Origin of the sequence: Acinetobacter sp. V104_13, assembly GCF_031798995.1 — a bacterium.
GTDB lineage: Bacteria > Pseudomonadota > Gammaproteobacteria > Pseudomonadales > Moraxellaceae > Acinetobacter > Acinetobacter pittii.
Genome location: NZ_JAVQNP010000021.1, coordinates 91,626 through 108,707, shown reverse-complemented (window position 1 = coordinate 108,707; position 17,082 = coordinate 91,626). Strand labels below are relative to the sequence as shown.

Annotated in this window: 13 protein-coding genes and 1 riboswitch; of the genes, 11 read left to right on the top strand and 2 right to left on the bottom strand. The window is 40.7% G+C overall.

Annotation, left to right across the window (positions count from 1 at the left end; genetic code table 11):
* Positions 1–2 precede the first annotated feature (2 nt).
* From RMB06_RS06440 to lpxC, 4 genes are all read left to right on the top strand, one after another.
* A complete protein-coding gene (locus tag RMB06_RS06440) occupies positions 3–857 on the top strand; it encodes a cell division protein FtsQ/DivIB (protein ID WP_014207933.1) in 855 nt (284 codons plus the stop codon).
* A 60-nt stretch (positions 858–917) separates the two neighbouring features.
* A complete protein-coding gene (gene ftsA / locus RMB06_RS06435) occupies positions 918–2,180 on the top strand; it encodes a cell division protein FtsA (protein WP_002122057.1) in 1,263 nt (420 codons plus the stop codon).
* A gap of 164 nt (positions 2,181–2,344) precedes the next feature.
* A complete protein-coding gene (gene ftsZ / locus RMB06_RS06430) occupies positions 2,345–3,520 on the top strand; it encodes a cell division protein FtsZ (RefSeq protein WP_002121912.1) in 1,176 nt (391 codons plus the stop codon).
* A 110-nt stretch (positions 3,521–3,630) separates the two neighbouring features.
* Positions 3,631–4,533, top strand: coding sequence for a UDP-3-O-acyl-N-acetylglucosamine deacetylase (lpxC, locus tag RMB06_RS06425; protein WP_311078849.1), 903 nt, complete (start codon positions 3,631–3,633; stop codon positions 4,531–4,533).
* 97 nt (positions 4,534–4,630) lie between these two features.
* On the opposite strand, the gene RMB06_RS06420 is transcribed toward lpxC, so the two are convergent.
* Positions 4,631–5,077, bottom strand: a complete 447-nt coding sequence (locus RMB06_RS06420) for a DciA family protein (protein ID WP_005804431.1) — start codon at positions 5,075–5,077, stop codon at positions 4,631–4,633.
* Between the two features lie 100 nt (positions 5,078–5,177).
* Here RMB06_RS06420 and RMB06_RS06415 point away from each other — a divergent pair, with 100 nt between their 5' ends.
* The 5 genes from RMB06_RS06415 (at position 5,178) to RMB06_RS06395 (ending at position 12,066) form a co-directional block, all read left to right on the top strand.
* Entirely contained in the window at positions 5,178–5,870 is a 693-nt protein-coding gene (locus tag RMB06_RS06415; RefSeq protein ID WP_039764755.1) for a M23 family metallopeptidase, read from the top strand.
* Positions 5,871–6,119: 249 nt separating this feature from the next.
* On the top strand, positions 6,120–8,837 hold the full coding sequence (aceE, locus tag RMB06_RS06410) for a pyruvate dehydrogenase (acetyl-transferring), homodimeric type (protein ID WP_002121885.1): 2,718 nt from the start codon (positions 6,120–6,122) through the stop codon (positions 8,835–8,837).
* Between the two features lie 2 nt (positions 8,838–8,839).
* Complete coding sequence (locus RMB06_RS06405; protein ID WP_311078844.1) at positions 8,840–10,828, top strand: 2-oxo acid dehydrogenase subunit E2; 1,989 nt, start codon at positions 8,840–8,842, stop codon at positions 10,826–10,828.
* Between the two features lie 146 nt (positions 10,829–10,974).
* On the top strand, positions 10,975–11,253 hold the full coding sequence (locus tag RMB06_RS06400) for a hypothetical protein (RefSeq protein WP_032057090.1): 279 nt from the start codon (positions 10,975–10,977) through the stop codon (positions 11,251–11,253).
* Between the two features lie 36 nt (positions 11,254–11,289).
* A riboswitch (yybP-ykoY riboswitch) is annotated at positions 11,290–11,475 on the top strand.
* A gap of 15 nt (positions 11,476–11,490) precedes the next feature.
* Entirely contained in the window at positions 11,491–12,066 is a 576-nt protein-coding gene (locus RMB06_RS06395) for a TMEM165/GDT1 family protein (RefSeq protein ID WP_032004991.1), read from the top strand.
* A gap of 58 nt (positions 12,067–12,124) precedes the next feature.
* Here the strand turns inward: RMB06_RS06395 and RMB06_RS06390 are convergent, their stop codons facing one another.
* On the bottom strand, positions 12,125–14,290 hold the full coding sequence (locus RMB06_RS06390) for a TonB-dependent siderophore receptor (RefSeq protein WP_311078842.1): 2,166 nt from the start codon (positions 14,288–14,290) through the stop codon (positions 12,125–12,127).
* Positions 14,291–14,516: 226 nt separating this feature from the next.
* On the opposite strand from RMB06_RS06390, the gene RMB06_RS06385 reads away from it, so the two are divergent.
* Together RMB06_RS06385 and guaB are read left to right on the top strand one after the other, a co-directional pair.
* Complete coding sequence (locus tag RMB06_RS06385) at positions 14,517–15,314, top strand: MBL fold metallo-hydrolase (RefSeq protein WP_069141322.1); 798 nt, start codon at positions 14,517–14,519, stop codon at positions 15,312–15,314.
* Positions 15,315–15,508: 194 nt separating this feature from the next.
* Entirely contained in the window at positions 15,509–16,975 is a 1,467-nt protein-coding gene (gene guaB, locus RMB06_RS06380; RefSeq protein WP_002121951.1) for an IMP dehydrogenase, read from the top strand.
* Positions 16,976–17,082: the final 107 nt, after the last annotated feature.

Sequence of the window (17,082 nt, the reverse complement as noted above, 5' to 3'; positions counted from 1 at the left end):
ATATGGCACAACTTCCGGCTTCCATGCGCCGTAAACGTGCGGCCATCACCTCTATTCATGATAAACCGCCTACGCGTAAGCAGAAGCTTGCGAATGCTGGTGGATGGGTGCTGTTGGTTATTGCTTTTGTAGTGCTGGCAGTCGGAATTTATGGGTTATATAAAGTTATTACAGATGCAACAGTTGCAAAACTAGAAGTTGTAGGTTCAGCATCTTCTGTTGAAACCCAACAAGTGATGCAACATGTTGCTCCAATTATAAAAGCGAATTATTTCACATCTGATTTAGAACAGATTCGTGACAAAACATTAGAAATTTCATGGGTAGACCGAGTTGTTGTATCTCGTGCTTGGCCCAATGGTATTCGTGTTCGTGTCATGCCTCGACATGCTATCGCCCGTTGGGGGACAGGTCGCTTGTTAAGCGATGGAGGCGATGTATTTAGTGAGGCGGAGCCGACAATTCATCCTGAACTTCCGTTGCTTCATGGGCCGGTAAGTCAGTCAAAAATGATGATGCGACGCTATAATGAAATTAATCAATTATTCCATCCTGTTAATTTACGCTTAAAAGAGTTATATCTGACTGAGCGAATGACTTGGTTTATGCAATTTGATTCTGGTTTACGTATTATTGTTGACCAAGATCAAACAATGAATAAGTTGCAACGTTTAAGTCATCTGGCACAATCTGACTTAAAACCGGTGTGGTCGAAAATCTCAGCCATTGATTTGCGATATCGTAATGGATTATCTATTCAATGGAAGAACGCAACACCACCTAAAATTGTGAATGGTCAGTTTGTTGTAACGAGTGATGACACAAGCATTGCAGGTGGAACAAAAGCAAAGCCATAATACGTGGCTTTAAAATAGGCAATTTGCCTGGTATTAAACAACAAAGAAATGGTATGAGTGATGAGTGAAGCTGTTCCCTCAGTTGTTGCGATTGACATTGGGACGCATAAAGTTTCAGTTTTGATTGGAAAAATTCATGCGCCGGATAACATTCAAGTTATCGGTATGGCAACTGCTCGCAATCGAGGCATGAATAAAGGAAAAATTGTAAGCCTCGATAAAGTCATTGCTGCGATTAAAAATGCTGTTGCTGAAGCGGAAAATATGGCCGAATGTCGCATTCATAGCGCATGGGTATCTATTCCGAGTACCGAGTTGCAAAGTTTTTATGCCTCTGGTCGCACACCAGTATCTAATCCAGCACATGTGATTACAACAAATGAAGTCGTGCGCGCGTTAGAATTGGCAAAAGCAAGTCATGTGACTTCTGATTACTATTTAGCAAGTGCAGTGCCGTTAGGCTTTGAGTTGGGTGATTCTGCTGAATGGGTGCAGAATCCAATTAATATGACTGCCCATAGTATGACTGGACATTATCAGTTAATGATGATGCCTATAGCGACTATGCAAAACCTTGATCGTGCCATGAAAGGTGCAAATATCGGGGTTGAAAAAATGGTGGTGTCTTGTCTGGCAACCGCTGAGGCAAGCTTGCTGAAAGATGAAAAAGAGTATGGTGTCTGTCTGGTTGATATTGGCGCAGGCATTACCAATCTTGCTGTTTATCTAGATGGTCGTTTGGCTCTAGCACGTACATTGCAACGCGGTGGTGAACACGTTACACGTGATATTGCTGCTGTATTGCAAACCACGACAGAAGAAGCTGAACGAATTAAAATTTTGCATGGTTGTGTCGATTTAAGTGCTGTTAAGCCAGATCACATGATTCAGGTAGAAGGAATTGATGGCCCTCAAACAATTAGCCGAATTGAGTTGTCAGAAATTATTATTGCCCGTTATGAAGAGATCTTTAGCCAGATTCGCGATGAACTCGAACAAAGCGGTGCAATTCATGGTTTATACCATGGGGTAGTATTGACAGGGGATGCTTGTCAAATAGAAGGTATGGTGAGTTTAGCTCGTCGTATGTTGGGTGTATCTGCACATTTGGGTAATCCGCCGTTACAGGTTTATGCTGATGATCAACATCAAGCAGCCTTACGTCGTTCTATGTATGCAACAGCAGCTGGTTTGCTCATGTTTAGCCAAAGTGAGTTGCAAGATGCTGTTGAAGAGCCTGAAGAGGCAAATGACCGTTCGGTATGGGAACGAATGGTAAATGGCTGGAATGCGTTTAATAGCAAGTTAAAAGCCATTTTTTAGGATGTATGTATTTATTGGTAGAATTGTTAGGAAGTTGTAAGAGAAAACCGCTGTACTTGACAAGGTTGGTATTGCACAGCATTCTTAAAATTAGTTATTTTTGAAAATCAAGGCAGTATACGGGCTGAAGTGACTGCCATAATGTATTAGGAACCCTAAAGGTCATGGCCTCATTTGAATTTATAGAAGATGAACTAAACGATGGCAACGGTCAAGCCCGTTTCACTGTATTTGGTGTAGGTGGTGGTGGCGGTAATGCCGTTCAACATATGGTGCAGTCTGATATTCAAGGTGTTAAATTCGTTTGTGCCAATACAGACAAACAAGCACTGGACTGTATGAATGCACCTTTCAAAATTCAGTTAGGCGAGCAAAGTACACGTGGTCTAGGTGCTGGTGCTAACCCTGAAGTAGGGCAAGTTGCAGCAGAAGAAAGCCGTGAAATCATTCGTCACCACCTTGAAGGTACCGATATGGTTTTCGTTACCGCTGGTATGGGTGGTGGTACAGGTACTGGTGCAGCGCCTGTTGTGGCTGAAGTTGCTAAAGAAATGGGTATTTTGACCGTTGGCGTAGTTACAACTCCATTTAACTTTGAAGGCCGTCGTCGTTTAAAATCTGCTGAACGCGGTATTGAAGCACTTGAAGCACATGTTGATTCATTGATTATTATCCCTAACCAACGCTTATTGAGCGTATATGGCGATATTTCAATGAAAGATGCTTATAAAAAAGCTGATGATGTATTGTTAAACGCTGTACGTAGTATCTTTGACTTGGTTGTTAACCGTGGTCACATTAACCTTGACTTCGCCGATTTGAAAACTGCAATGAGTACTCGCGGTTATGCAATGATGGGTGCTGGTTTAGGTCGTGGTGAAGATCGAGCGCGTCAAGCTGCTGAACAAGCGATCCGTAGTCCATTACTTGATAACGTAAATATTATTAATGCCAAAGGCGTGTTAATTAATATTACGGGTGGTGATGATATTACGCTACGTGAGACTGAAATCATTACTGACGTTGTGAACCAGATTGTTGACCTTGATGAAGGTGAAATCTTCTACGGTACAGTATTTGATCCAGATGCACGTGATGAATTACGCGTAACAGTGATTGCAACTGGTTTAACTCGTAATGCAGCTGATGCTGAACCAAGAAAACGTAATACGGTAAGCCATGCATCGTCTCAATCAGCTCAATCTGTTGATGAAGATGACGTTCCTGCAATTAATAAGCGTCAAAACGCCGATAATGAAGTCAGTAGCACAGCAAGTTCTACTCCGCGTTCTTCTCCAATGAGTATTCAAGATTACTTGAAAAATCAGCAACGTAAGTAAATTATCATTAGATTTAATGAAGGGCAGTGTTTAAACACTGCCTTTTTTTATTTTTGATCAATGACTAAATATGCTAACGTATAGCGGTTTTAAAAAAGAAGTTACAAAGCATGGTGAAACAGCGTACTCTCAATCGTGTGGTAAAAGCGAGTGGAATAGGTCTTCATAGCGGTCAAAAAGTGATGATCAATTTCATTCCACATACCGTGGATGGAGGTATTGTATTTCGCCGTATCGATTTGGATCCGCCAGTCGATATCCCTGCTAATGCATTGCTCATCCAAGAAGCTTTTATGTGCTCCAACTTGGTAACCGGAGATATAAAAGTAGGCACAATTGAGCATGTAATGAGTGCGATTGCCGGTTTAGGAATTGATAACCTGATTGTTGAGGTATCTGCTTCTGAAGTTCCAATTATGGATGGTAGTGCTGGTCCATTTATTTACCTTTTAATGCAAGGTGGATTACAAGAACTGGATGCACCGAAAAAATTCATAAGAATATTAAAACCAGTTGAAGCACTCATCGATGATAAGAAAGCAATTTTTAGCCCTCACAATGGTTTTCAATTAAATTTCACGATTGATTTTGACCATCCGGCATTTGCTAAAGAATATCAATCTGCCACGATCGACTTTTCGACCGAAACTTTTGTTTATGAAGTCAGTGAGGCACGTACTTTTGGTTTCATGAAAGATTTGGACTACCTGAAGGCAAATAATTTAGCACTAGGTGCAAGTTTGGATAATGCAATTGGTGTAGATGATACAGGGGTCGTCAACGAAGAAGGTTTACGTTTCGCTGATGAATTTGTTAGACATAAGATTTTAGATGCAGTTGGTGATTTGTATTTGCTTGGTCATCAAATTATTGCCAAGTTTGATGGCTATAAATCAGGACATGCTTTAAATAATCAGTTGTTACGCAATGTTCAAAGTGATCCGAGTAATTATGAAATTGTAACATTTGATGACGAGAGTCAATGTCCAATTCCATATGTGAGCGTGACATAAGTCCTTGTCTTTACTTGGCTACGTTATAATGTAACATTTAAAAGTGTGATTATAATCACATAATAATAATGATTCTAATTAAGAAATAGAAAGCTCGTCATTTTTTATTGCTTGCCAAACGTAGTAAAGCTTGGCTAAGCTTAGGGTCGCTCACGAAGTCGGCTGCACTACGTAACATTTCTTGTGTTTCCGGGGGAATGGGTTTAGATGGCTCAGATGAGGGTGCATTTGGAATATTTTTATTTCTCAATCGGACCTGAATTCGTTGTAAGTCTTTTAACCCTTCAAGCTGAGATAATTTAGATACATATTGGTTCTGTAAATAACTGAGTTGACTAATCATCGCTTGATTTTCACCAGTAATGATTAAAGAGCCATTTTGATAACACACGACCTGCCATTGTTCCGGTTGGGGCAATAAGGGTTGGATAATTTTCGTAAGTCTTTGCCATTGCGCGACTTGCGTTGTTAGAAACGTAAGGTTTCCTGTTTTTATGTGTTTTCCGGTTTGTTGAAAAACGTTATCGGGTTTAGACATGGTCATTCTCGGATGGATTCTTGTCTTAATCTTAAGCGTTCATTTCAATCGATATCAAGGAAGAGATCATAAGGAACTTGAGTAAGAACAGTTTCAAGAGGTTTTTATGCACACGCGTCGTATTTTATTAGCGTTTTCACTTGCCGCTTCGGCAGCATCAGTTGCTTTTGCAGATTATCAAACAATTAACCAATCTACTGACTCAGATCGATTGGAACAGCTATCAAAAACATTATCTCAAGGTTCATATACTCATCCCGATGATTTAGATCTTCCGGCGAGTGCGAAAGTTTCAGTGACCTTACGCCAAAAAACAGTTGAACTCAACAATGAGTCGCTCGCAAAGAAGTACGGTAACACAACCGCAAAAAATTCTTTTAATACCTCTTCTTCAAATTCTTACTCTTGGTTAGTTTCTCACCCTCTTCCTGATACTGTACGAGTTTCTTCAAACTTTGGTGGCCGCACTATGGGTGGTCGTGCAGAACATCATGGCGGATTAGATATGGCTGCTCCGAGTGGCACACCAATCTATGCTACAGGCCCAGGTATTGTAACTAAATCTGGCTGGGGCACTGGCTATGGTCAATATGTTGAAATTAACCACGGCAATGGTTATTTAACGCGTTATGCTCATGCTTCACGTCTAATGGTACGTGTAGGCGACCAAGTATCTGCAGGTGAACATATTGCTAATGTAGGGTGTACAGGTCGCTGTACTGGTCCACATTTGCATTATGAAGTAGTAAAAGACGGTCAACGTAAGAACCCAACTACTTACTTAGCGATGCTTCCATAAAAGAATAGTTAAAAAGGTAAGGTTATTAAATTTATGAATCTAAAACTAAGCTAAACCTTTTTTAACGCAAAGATTGTATAAAAAAACGCCATTATTGGCGTTTTTTTGTTATTTTGTTTACTGCTCGGTCAATGACTATTCATTCAGAAAATAATAGGGCCCCCTCACATTCACCCGAGGCAATAACTTGAAAGGGGTAAAACGTGGTAAAAATACAAAGTAGATTAGAGAACAAGGAACAGGTGAATTATGGCGTTTTACGGTGACTCCGACGCACAAGAAACCCAAGAATGGCAAGATGCATTCGATTCAGTTTTACAACATATGGGAACTGAACGAGCGGCATTCTTGTTGGAAAAACTTTACCAACAAGCAATTGCTAAGCATGTTCCAATTCAACGTCTCAATACACCTTACTTAAATACAATTTCTGTTGAAGAACAACCTGCAATGCCAGGCGACCAAGATATGGAACGCCGTATTCGTGCATTGATTCGTTGGAATGCCTTAGCAATGGTACTTCGCGCGAATAAAACAGGTGATGATTTAGGTGGACACTTGGCGAGCTTCGCATCAAGTGCAACATTATATGACGTAGGTTTTAACCATTTCTTCCGCGCAAACAGCAATAGTTTTGGCGGAGATATGATTTATTACCAAGGGCACTGTGCTCCTGGTATTTATGCACGTTCATTCCTTGAAGGACGTTTAACTGAAGAACAGTTAAGTAATTTCCGTCGTGAAGTTGGCGGTAACGGTTTACCAAGCTATCCACATCCATATTTAATGCCTGACTATTGGCAATTCCCAACTGTATCAATGGGTCTTGGTCCAATCATGTCGATTTATCAAGCACATATTCAAAAATATTTGATGAACCGTGGCTTGATCAAAGAAGAAGATCGTAAAGTTTGGGCTTATCTTGGCGATGGCGAGATGGATGAGCCAGAAAGTACTGGTGCTATTTCACTTGCTGGTCGCGAAAAGCTTGATAACCTTATCTGGGTTGTTAACTGTAACTTACAGCGTTTAGATGGTCCTGTACGTGGTAACGGTAAAATCATTCAAGAACTAGAATCTTTATTCCGTGGTGCGGGCTGGCGTGTTATTAAAGTGGTATGGGGCCGTCATTGGGACCCACTACTTGCAAAAGACAGCACAGGCGCTTTAAAAGCGGTAATGGAAGAGACAGTTGATGGTGAATACCAACGCTATCAAGTGAAAGGTGGTGCATATACACGTGAGAAATTCTTTGGCAAGTACCCAGAAGCTGCGGAACTTGTAAAAGATTTAAGCGATGAAGACATCGATAATCTCAACCGTGGTGGTCACGACCCTTACAAAGTGTTTGCTGCCTATGCAGAAGCAATGAAAGCTAAAGGTCAACCAACAGTTATTCTTGCGAAAACTGTTAAAGGTTACGGTTTGTCTGAAGAAATTGAAGCGGTGAACAAAACTCACCAAATCAAAAAAATGCAGATCGACTCTTTGAAATATGTACGTGACCGTTTCAATCTTCCATTTACAGACGATAAGTTAGAAGAGCTTCCATTCTACCGCCCAAGTGAAAACTCTCCAGAAATGAAGTATATGAAGGCGCGTCGTGAAGCGTTAGGTGGTTACCTACCTGCACGTCGTAAAGAGAGTGAAATTTTAGCGATTCCTGAATTATCTGTATTTGATGCTGTATTGAATGGTTCAGGTGGTAAAGAACAATCTACCACTATGGTGATGGTTCGTTTAATTGCTTCTTTACTCAAAGAAAAAGCGATTAAAGACCGCGTAGTACCAATCGTTCCAGATGAAGCACGTACTTTTGGTCTAGAAGGTATGTTCCGTCAGCTCGGTATCTATGCAGCTCATGGTCAAAAATATACTCCAGAAGACCAAGAACAGTTAATGCATTACCGTGAAGCAAGTGACGGCCACATGCTTCAAGAAGGGATTAACGAAGCTGGTGCAATGAGTGCATGGGCGGCGTTGGCAACAAGTTATTCAACGAATAACTTACCAATGATTCCGATGTACATGTACTACTCAATGTTCGGTTTCCAACGTATTGGTGACATTGCATGGGCTGCGGGCGATGCACAAGCTCAAGGTTTCTTGTTAGGTGCAACAGCTGGTCGTACAACGTTGAATGGTGAAGGTCTACAGCACCAAGATGGTCATTCACATATCTTGGCGAACACTATTCCAAACTGTGTATCTTATGATCCATGTTTTGGTTATGAATTAGCTGTAATCGTACACGACGGTTTACAACGTATGTATGTGAACCAAGAGCGTGTGTTCTACTACTTAACTGTAATGAACGAAAACTACGAGCATCCTGCAATGCCTGAAGGCGCTGAGGAAGGCATTAAACGTGGTATGTACTTATTCGAAAAAGATGAAAAAGCAACTGTCCAATTACTTGGTTCAGGTGTAATTCTTCGTGAAGTAATCAAAGCTGCGAAAATCTTACGTGATGAATATCAAATCCACTCAAACGTTTGGAGTGTAACAAGCTTCAATGAGTTGTCACGTGATGGTATGGCATGTGAAGAATACAACCGTTTACACCCACTTTCTGAAGAAGTGAAAGAATCTTGGGTATCTAAACAGTTACGTGGTACAGAAGGTATCGTTGTTTCAGCAACAGACCATATGCGTGCTTACAGCGAACAAATCCGTGCTTATCTTCCAGATGGTCGCCCATTTGTTGCATTAGGTACAGATGGATACGGTCGCTCAGATACACGTGCTAACTTACGTAGTTTCTTTGGTGTTGATGCTGCACATATCGTTGTTGCTACTTTGAAAAAATTAGCTGACGAAGGTGAAGTGGACGCACGTTTAGTTAAAGACGCAATTTCTAACTTTGAGTTAGATACTGACCGTCCAGTGGCATGGGCTCCTCAAGCGCATCCAGAAGTTCAGGCAGTTGCTGAATATAATGAAACGCAAACAGGTGAGGGGAACTAAGCATGCAAATTAAGACCCCTGATATTGGTGTAGATAAAGCAGTTGTTGCTGAAATTTTAGTAAAAGTTGGCGACAGCATTGCAGAAAATGACAGCCTTGTTTTGCTTGAGTCAGATAAAGCCTCTGTTGAAGTGCCTAGCACTTCAGCAGGTGTGGTAAAAAGCATCTTAATCAAAGAAGGTGATAGCGTAACTGAAGGTACGGTATTGCTTGAACTTGAAGCTGAGGGTGCTGCACCAGTAACTCAAGCAGAAGAAGCTCCAAAAGCTGCACCAGCAGCTGAACAAACAGCAGCACCGGCAGCGGCTCAACAGCCTTCAACTGCTGCTCAACCAGCAACGGCAACCACTAGCCAAGTGGTTGAAGTTCAAGTTCCCGATATTGGTGTTGAAAAAGCACTAGTTGGTGAAATTTTAGTAAAAGTTGGCGAACAGATTGATGTTGAACAAAGCATCGTTGTGGTTGAGTCTGACAAAGCAACTGTAGAAGTACCAAGCAGTGTTGCAGGTACTGTAGAAAGCATTCAAGTTAAAGAAGGCGATACAGTTAAAGAAGGTGTTGTTCTTATTCAAGTAAAAACAACGTCTGCATCTAGTGCACCAGCTGAGGCACCTGCTTCTACAACAGCAGCTCCAGCGGCAGCACCTGCACCAGCTCAGCAAGAAACTGTAGCATCGACTGCTACTCAATCTGGACCGGTTGACATTAACGTTCCTGATTTGGGTGTAGATAAAGCAGTTGTTGCTGAAATCTTGGTTCAGGTTGGTGACAAAGTTGATGTAGACCAAAGCCTTGTTGTTGTTGAGTCAGATAAAGCAACTGTGGAAGTTCCAAGTACTGTTGCTGGTGTTGTGAAAGCAATTCACTTGCAAGCAGGCCAACAAGTTTCACAAGGTGTATTGCTGGCAACAATTGAAGCTGAAGGCCAAGCACCTGCTGCTGCACCAGCGGCGAAAGCAGAATCAGCTCCAGCTCCGCAGGCAGCAGCACCTAAAGCGGCAACTCCTGCTCCGACTCAATCAGTATCTGCTCCTGCTTCTTCTGGTAATGATAAATTAACCAAAGAGCAAGAAGCCGAAAACGCTAAAGTTTATGCAGGCCCTGCTGTGCGTAAGCTTGCTCGTGAACTTGGTGTAGTTTTATCTCAAGTTAAAACTTCTGGTGAACATGGCCGTGTTGTTAAAGAAGATATCTTTGCGTATGTGAAGACTCGTTTAACTGCGCCACAAGCTGCACCAGTTGCTGCGGCTGCACCAGCAGTTTCAGGTTTGCCAAAGCTTCCTGACTTTACAGCGTTTGGTGGCGTGGAAGAAAAAGTACTGACGCGTTTGCAGCAAGTATCAATTCCGCAATTGTCATTGAACAACTTTATTCCGCAAGTCACCCAGTTCGATTTGGCTGATATTACTGAGTTGGAAGATTGGCGCAATGAGCTAAAAGGCAACTTCAAAAAAGAAGGTATCAGCCTGACGATTATGGCATTCATTATCAAAGCGGTTGCGTATTTGTTGAAAGAAGAGCGTGAATTCGCAGGTCATCTATCTGATGACGGTAAATCAGTGCTCTTGCGCAATGAAATCCATATGGGTATTGCGGTAGCAACACCTGATGGTTTGACAGTACCAGTACTACGTAATCCTGACCAAAAATCAATTAAGCAAATTGCAGTTGAATTGGGTGTGTTAGGTCAAAAAGCACGTGATAAGAAATTAACACCGAAAGACTTGCAAGGTGCGAATTTCACTATTTCAAGTTTGGGCGCAATAGGTGGTACAGCATTTACACCACTTGTGAACTGGCCGCAAGTTGCGATTTTGGGTATTTCACCTGCAACGATGCAGCCTGTTTGGAATGGTAAGGACTTTGATCCACGCTTAATGTTGCCATTGTCATTGTCTTATGACCACCGTGTAATTAATGGTGCAGATGCAGCTCGCTTTACAAATAAACTTACGAAACTTCTTAAAGATATTCGTACTTTATTAATCTAATATTTTTAAATGAATCATTAAAACCTCGCTTCGGCGGGGTTTTATTTTGATATTTAATTTAATTGGTTTTAAGTTAATCTAAAGACGAAAAATGAAGTGTCGAGAGAGGAGAAATTTCTCGTTAGTCGGTAAAGGAGAAAGAATAAATGGTAGGATTTTTAAAAATCATGGTGCCGATTCTATTAATTGTATTTTTATTAATGGGGTTGTGGGTGAGTGTTTTACACTTTCCTTGGGAATGGATGACCTACGTTGCAATGGGCTTGGAAGTATTTGTAGCAATGCTTATTTTACCATTTGAATTTCAATCTCAGCACGTAACTGGCATTAATAATTTTGGATTTATTAACTTAAGTATTTGTTTGGCTTTATTATTGGGTCTAGGACGATTGTTAGTTTGGGCGTGGATAAAATTTTTCGCCTGAATGTTTGAAAAATAGAACTACTCGAATATAATAAACGCATACTTCATTGGGGAGTAGCCGCTATTCATTTCTAAATGAATAGGTGATGATCAACATAATTGTTCAACAGAACATGGTCATCATAGCTTAAACGTCTCATCGTTTCCGAGTTGGCAAGACCTTTGATTTACCACTCTGCAGATATTTGGCTAGCAGGAGGGGTAGGTCATGGGCATTTATGCTAGCCAGAGAAACGACATGCAAGAATTTCTGATTTCTACTTCAATTGTTGCCCTCGCTGAAATGGGCGATAAAACCCAATTATTGGCCCTTTTACTGTCTGCACGTTTCCGTAAGCCAATCCCTATTCTTATTGCGATTCTTTTAGCTACTCTAATTAATCATGGTATTTCTGCTGTACTTGGACAGTGGATTACGACCGTGTTGAGCCCCGAAATTTTAGTCTGGGTCCTTGCCGCTGGCTTCATTGGTATGGCGTTCTGGATGCTTATTCCAGATAAGCTCGATGATGAAACGGATAGTATTAATAGATGGCAAAAGTTTGGTGTTTTTGGTGCAACCTTTATCCTGTTTTTCTTAGCAGAAATTGGTGACAAAACCCAAATAGCAACAGTCGCTTTAGCTGCACGTTATGACAGCATTTTTTGGGTGATGTTGGGTACAACTTTAGGGATGATGATTGCTAATGCACCTGCTGTATTTATTGGTAATAAATTGGCTGAACGTTTATCTATCTCGCTCATTCATAAAATTGGTGCTGCTATTTTCTTAATTGTAGGTATCTCTACTTTAGTACAGTATTACTTCTTCTAACGCATTTAAAGCTGCCAAAAAAACGCACTCAATTCGAGTGCGTTTTTTATAGGTAATTTTAATAGTTAAATTTCACAGTAAAGTTAATTTGACGTGGATTACCTAAAGTCACCAAATTTTCATTTAAGGCACCTGCATAGTAATCTTTATCGAATAGATTACGGATCGCAAGTTGAGCACCCCAATGTCCAGCGTCATAGCCAGCTTCTGTATCAAATACGGTATAGCCTGGAATATGGACATCTAGCTTATCCATAGTTTTATAGGTTTCACCTCGGAATCCACCGCCGACATACCAACCAAGTTTTGAGGCAGGGTCAAATTTATAACGAGCCGACAGACTGTAAGCATGCTCAGGAATATTATCTAGTGCTTTTCCTACATTGCTCGCGTTTGCATCTTTACTAATTTCAGCATCAATTGTGTAGGTATAGGCAGCTGTTAATTTTAAACCTTCTAAAATTTCTGCGCTGAGCTCAGTTTCAATACCGCGAGTTAACTGTTCGCCACGTTGTACTTTATAGCCACTATTCGCAGTATCAGTGACTAAAACATTTTGACGTTTTAAATCGTACCAAGCGATAGCACCTTGAACTCGTTGATCTGGGCTTTGTAATTTCATTCCGACTTCAACCTGTTTCCCTTCTTCAGGTTTGAACGGATTGTTATTTACATCAGTACCGCTATTTGGGGTAAATGAAGTGGCATAGCTGACATAAGGAGCCACAATGTCATTAAGGGTATACATGACAGAGGCACTGCCCGTAAATGCATTGTCTGATTGTTTACTCGTACTGCCAGTCACCAAACTTGTAGTTTGAGTTTGAGCCCAGTCTTGACGACCAGATAAGCTTAAAAGTAATTGGTCATTAAGCTGAATGCGGTCACGTAAATAAAGCCCTAAATATTTGAGACGGTTGATATCACGAACATTTTGAGTCAATTTTACATTTTGACCGTAAACGGGGTCATAGATATTTAAATCGCCAATATCGTATTTATCATTGGTGTAATCACTTTTTTCCTGAAAAGCGTCTACTCCAATATTAAGGTCGTGTTGCATACCATATAAATCAAACTGTTTATTTAGACGGTTATCAATGGCAAAGCTTAAATTATCAATAATTTGATGGCGGCTATTATTTTTACGGCTAATGGTTGTGTAGTCGATTTCACCTTGTTTGTTTTTTACCCAAAAGTTGTTACCTGTGCGAGCAAAGACAGCAGTGCCATCCATTTCAGTTTTTTGTACGGCAAAGTTCTGATTAAAGTTCCAACCGTTATCAAAAGCGTGTTTAAAGGTATAACCTGTACGGTAAACATCGGCCTCATATTTACCAAAATTAGGATCGCCAATATATAAACTTCGGTCTATAGCGCCGTTAGGGTTATCTTTTAATGTACCAATGACAGGTAACCCTTGTTGACGGATGTATTCGCGATGCTGATAGCTTGCGATGACAGATAGATCAGTGTTATCCCCTAAGTCAAAGTTATAAGAGGGAGAGACGTAGTAATTTTTAAAATACACATAATCTGTTGGGTCATCTTGGTCAGAGATACGACCATTTAAACGGAAAGCACCTTTTTCACTATTATTAGGACTATAGTTTAAATCAAACGTTCCTTCTCTAAGGTTATAGCTGCCATAAGTCATAGTGGCCCGAGCAAAGCTTTCAGCTTGAGGGCGTTTAGTCACTAAGTTGACCATACCTCCTGGAGCAACCAAACCAAAATTAATAGAGGCAGGCCCTTTTAAAACTTGTACCTGATCCATACCTGATATTTCAGCTGCTACAGATGGAGTTGGAGAGCTTTGACCAATTCTTAAACCATCGACATAAACTGAATCAGAAGAAGTTTGTCCTCGAATAATGAAATCATCCCAGCCACGACGACCAAGTTTCCCAGCTCCAACACCCGCAACACCTTCAAGTGCATCTGTAAGTGTCTTTGCTTGTTTTTGGTCAAGTTGCTCGCGGGTTACTACCGAAACCGACTGAGCAGTTTTAAATAAGGGTGCATCTGATTTTAAGGCAGAGTTTGCTTTCGTTGCGACATAAGGTGAAGTGCTTTCTTTTTGCGCTTTAACAGAAATTGTGGGGAGAACACTGGTCGAATTTTGTTGTTCTGTTATTTCTTCAGCGTGACTTGCTGTCATCGAAGTAAAAATAGCAACTGCTAACAATGTTTTTGATGTTGAAAAACGGAAGGGTTGATTCATGGGAGGCCTAAGCAGCACAAAAATAAATTTGATAATGAGAATTATTTTAATTTATTGTGGTTTAATTTTAAATAACATTATGATTCATTTATAAAATAAGAAAAGCAAAATCAATTTTAAAATATTATTAGAAAAATAAAGTAGTTTATTGCAAGAGTTACTGAATCCCTTTATTTTAGTATGGATATAAAAATATCTAATATTTAAAGTTTTTTTGGGGAATTGTATGGGGTTTGAAAAAACAACATCGCAGATATTATTTGATAATGGCGTACATAAATGTATTAGTTTTACCAGCTTGGTTAAAGGGGAAGGCATCCAAGCCAATCAATTTTTAATTATTGACCATGAACGCGCTGCTGTAATAGACCCGGGTGGCGATTTGACCTACGTTCCATTAACGATGGAATTAAATAAATATACACGTTTGAAAAATCTAGACTATGTGATGGCCTCGCATCAAGATCCGGACATTATTACTTCAATGCCACGCTGGCTGGTTTATACCGATGCTAAAGTCGTTGCATCAAAATTATGGGCACGTTTTTTACCACACCTAAATTCCTCATTTATGAGTGAGCGTATGAAAGGGAATTGGGAAGACCGTCTTATTGAATTACCTGACCGCGGCCAAGTGATTACTCTAGGAGAATCCAAGCTTGTGGTAGTTCCCGCTCACTTCTTACATTCGGTGGGTAATTTTCAGTTTTATGATCCAGTTGCTAAGATTCTGTTTTCTGGCGATATGGGTGCCTCGATTGTTGAAGATGCTAATCAGCCTTTAAAAGATTTCGATACGCACGTCATGAAAATGAAGGCTTTTCACCAACGCTATATGTGTTCCAATAAAGTTATCCGTTTGTGGGTCAACATGGTGCGCCAAATGGATATTGAAATGATTGTGCCTCAGCATGGTAGTCCATTTATTGGTAAAGAAATGGTCAATCAGTTTTTGGACTGGATTGAGACCTTGCCATGCGGCGTAGATTTAATGACTGAGCAAATTTTTAGCTGTCCTACCTAAATATTATGTCTAATGATCAACCCAGATAAAATTCTGGGTTGCAAAAACCTCGATTAAAAAACAACGTTAAAACTATAATAAGTGGGAGTTATTTGGAGAAGCTCTATATCTATTGCTGAAAAAGGCAAAGATAATATGAAAATTGCATTGAAATTTGTTTATAATAGCTCACGGAATTTACCAGTGAGATTGTTATGCTGACCATCGTTCAAGAAGCGCTAACCTTCGATGATGTCTTATTACTTCCTGCCTACTCTACTGTTCTCCCAAAAGATGTCTCTTTAAAGACACGTTTAACTCGCGGCATTCATTTAAATATCCCATTAGTTTCAGCTGCAATGGATACAGTGACTGAGTCACGTATGGCGATTGCTATGTCACAAAATGGTGGTATCGGGATTTTGCACAAAAACATGGATATTGCTGCTCAAGCTGCAGAAGTACGCCGTGTGAAAAAATTCGAAGCGGGTATGGTGAAAGACCCTATCACTGTAACGCCTGAAACTACAGTACGTGAACTCATCGCAATCACCAGCGCTAATAACATTAGCGGTGTACCTGTTGTTAAAGACGGCAAGGTTGTTGGTATTGTGACAGGCCGTGATACGCGTTTTGAAACCAATTTAGAACAACCTGTTAGCAACATCATGACAGGCCAAGATCGTTTAGTAACTGTACGTGAAGGCGAGTCTAAAGAAAATATTCAAGCATTATTGCAAAAACACCGTATTGAAAAAGTCTTAGTCGTTGGTGAGAGCAACGAACTTAAAGGCCTAATTACAGTAACTGACTTCCGCAAAGCTGAGAGCTATCCAAACAGTTGTAAAGATGATCTTGGTCGTTTACGTGTTGGTGCTGCGGTAGGTACTGGTGCTGATACACCAAGTCGTGTGGAAGCATTGGTTGAAGCTGGTGTTGACGTAATTGTTGTTGATACAGCACATGGTCACTCTGCTGGTGTAATTGAACGTGTACGTTGGGTGAAACAAAACTTCCCTCAAGTACAAGTGATTGGTGGCAACATTGCAACTGGTGATGCTGCATTAGCATTATTAGATGCAGGTGCAGATGCTGTAAAAGTAGGTATTGGCCCTGGTTCTATCTGTACAACACGTATTGTGGCTGGTATCGGTATGCCACAAATTTCTGCGATTGACAGCGTTGCTAGTGCACTAAAAGATCAAATTCCTTTAATTGCAGATGGCGGTATCCGCTTCTCTGGCGATATGGCAAAAGCGATCGGTGCGGGTGCAAGTACGATCATGGTTGGTTCATTACTTGCGGGTACTGAAGAAGCGCCGGGCGAAGTTGAGTTTTTCCAAGGTCGTTACTACAAAGCATATCGTGGTATGGGTTCATTAGGTGCAATGGCGGGAGCAACTGGTTCTGCTGACCGTTATTTCCAAGATTCAAAAGCGGGTGCTGAGAAGTTAGTACCAGAAGGAATCGAAGGCCGTGTTCCATATAAAGGCCCAATGGGTAACATCGTTCATCAAATGATGGGTGGTTTACGTTCATCGATGGGTTATACAGGTTCAGCTGTGATTGAAGATCTTCGCCAAAATGCGAAATTTGTGAAAATTACTTCAGCAGGCATGTCTGAGTCACATGTTCATGATGTAACGATTACTAAAGAAGCTCCAAACTATCGTGTTGGTTAGATTTTCGTAACCAAAACAATGAAGAAAGCCGTCATTACACTGACGGCTTTTTGTTTTTGGTGTAAAGTAAATCTGACGAAAAGAGATATGGCGGAATTGCCATATAT

Coding starts and splice junctions, on each gene's coding strand:
- RMB06_RS06440 (WP_014207933.1), top strand. CDS start 3: ATGGCACAACTTCCGGCTTCCATGCGCCGTAAACGTGCGGCCATCACC.
- RMB06_RS06385 (WP_069141322.1), top strand. CDS start 14,517: ATGGGGTTTGAAAAAACAACATCGCAGATATTATTTGATAATGGCGTA.
- RMB06_RS06400 (WP_032057090.1), top strand. CDS start 10,975: ATGGTAGGATTTTTAAAAATCATGGTGCCGATTCTATTAATTGTATTT.
- aceE (WP_002121885.1), top strand. CDS start 6,120: ATGGCGTTTTACGGTGACTCCGACGCACAAGAAACCCAAGAATGGCAA.
- lpxC (WP_311078849.1), top strand. CDS start 3,631: ATGGTGAAACAGCGTACTCTCAATCGTGTGGTAAAAGCGAGTGGAATA.
- ftsZ (WP_002121912.1), top strand. CDS start 2,345: ATGGCCTCATTTGAATTTATAGAAGATGAACTAAACGATGGCAACGGT.
- ftsA (WP_002122057.1), top strand. CDS start 918: ATGAGTGAAGCTGTTCCCTCAGTTGTTGCGATTGACATTGGGACGCAT.
- RMB06_RS06415 (WP_039764755.1), top strand. CDS start 5,178: ATGCACACGCGTCGTATTTTATTAGCGTTTTCACTTGCCGCTTCGGCA.
- RMB06_RS06395 (WP_032004991.1), top strand. CDS start 11,491: ATGCAAGAATTTCTGATTTCTACTTCAATTGTTGCCCTCGCTGAAATG.
- RMB06_RS06405 (WP_311078844.1), top strand. CDS start 8,840: ATGCAAATTAAGACCCCTGATATTGGTGTAGATAAAGCAGTTGTTGCT.
- RMB06_RS06390 (WP_311078842.1), bottom strand. CDS start 14,290: ATGAATCAACCCTTCCGTTTTTCAACATCAAAAACATTGTTAGCAGTT.
- RMB06_RS06420 (WP_005804431.1), bottom strand. CDS start 5,077: ATGACCATGTCTAAACCCGATAACGTTTTTCAACAAACCGGAAAACAC.
- guaB (WP_002121951.1), top strand. CDS start 15,509: ATGCTGACCATCGTTCAAGAAGCGCTAACCTTCGATGATGTCTTATTA.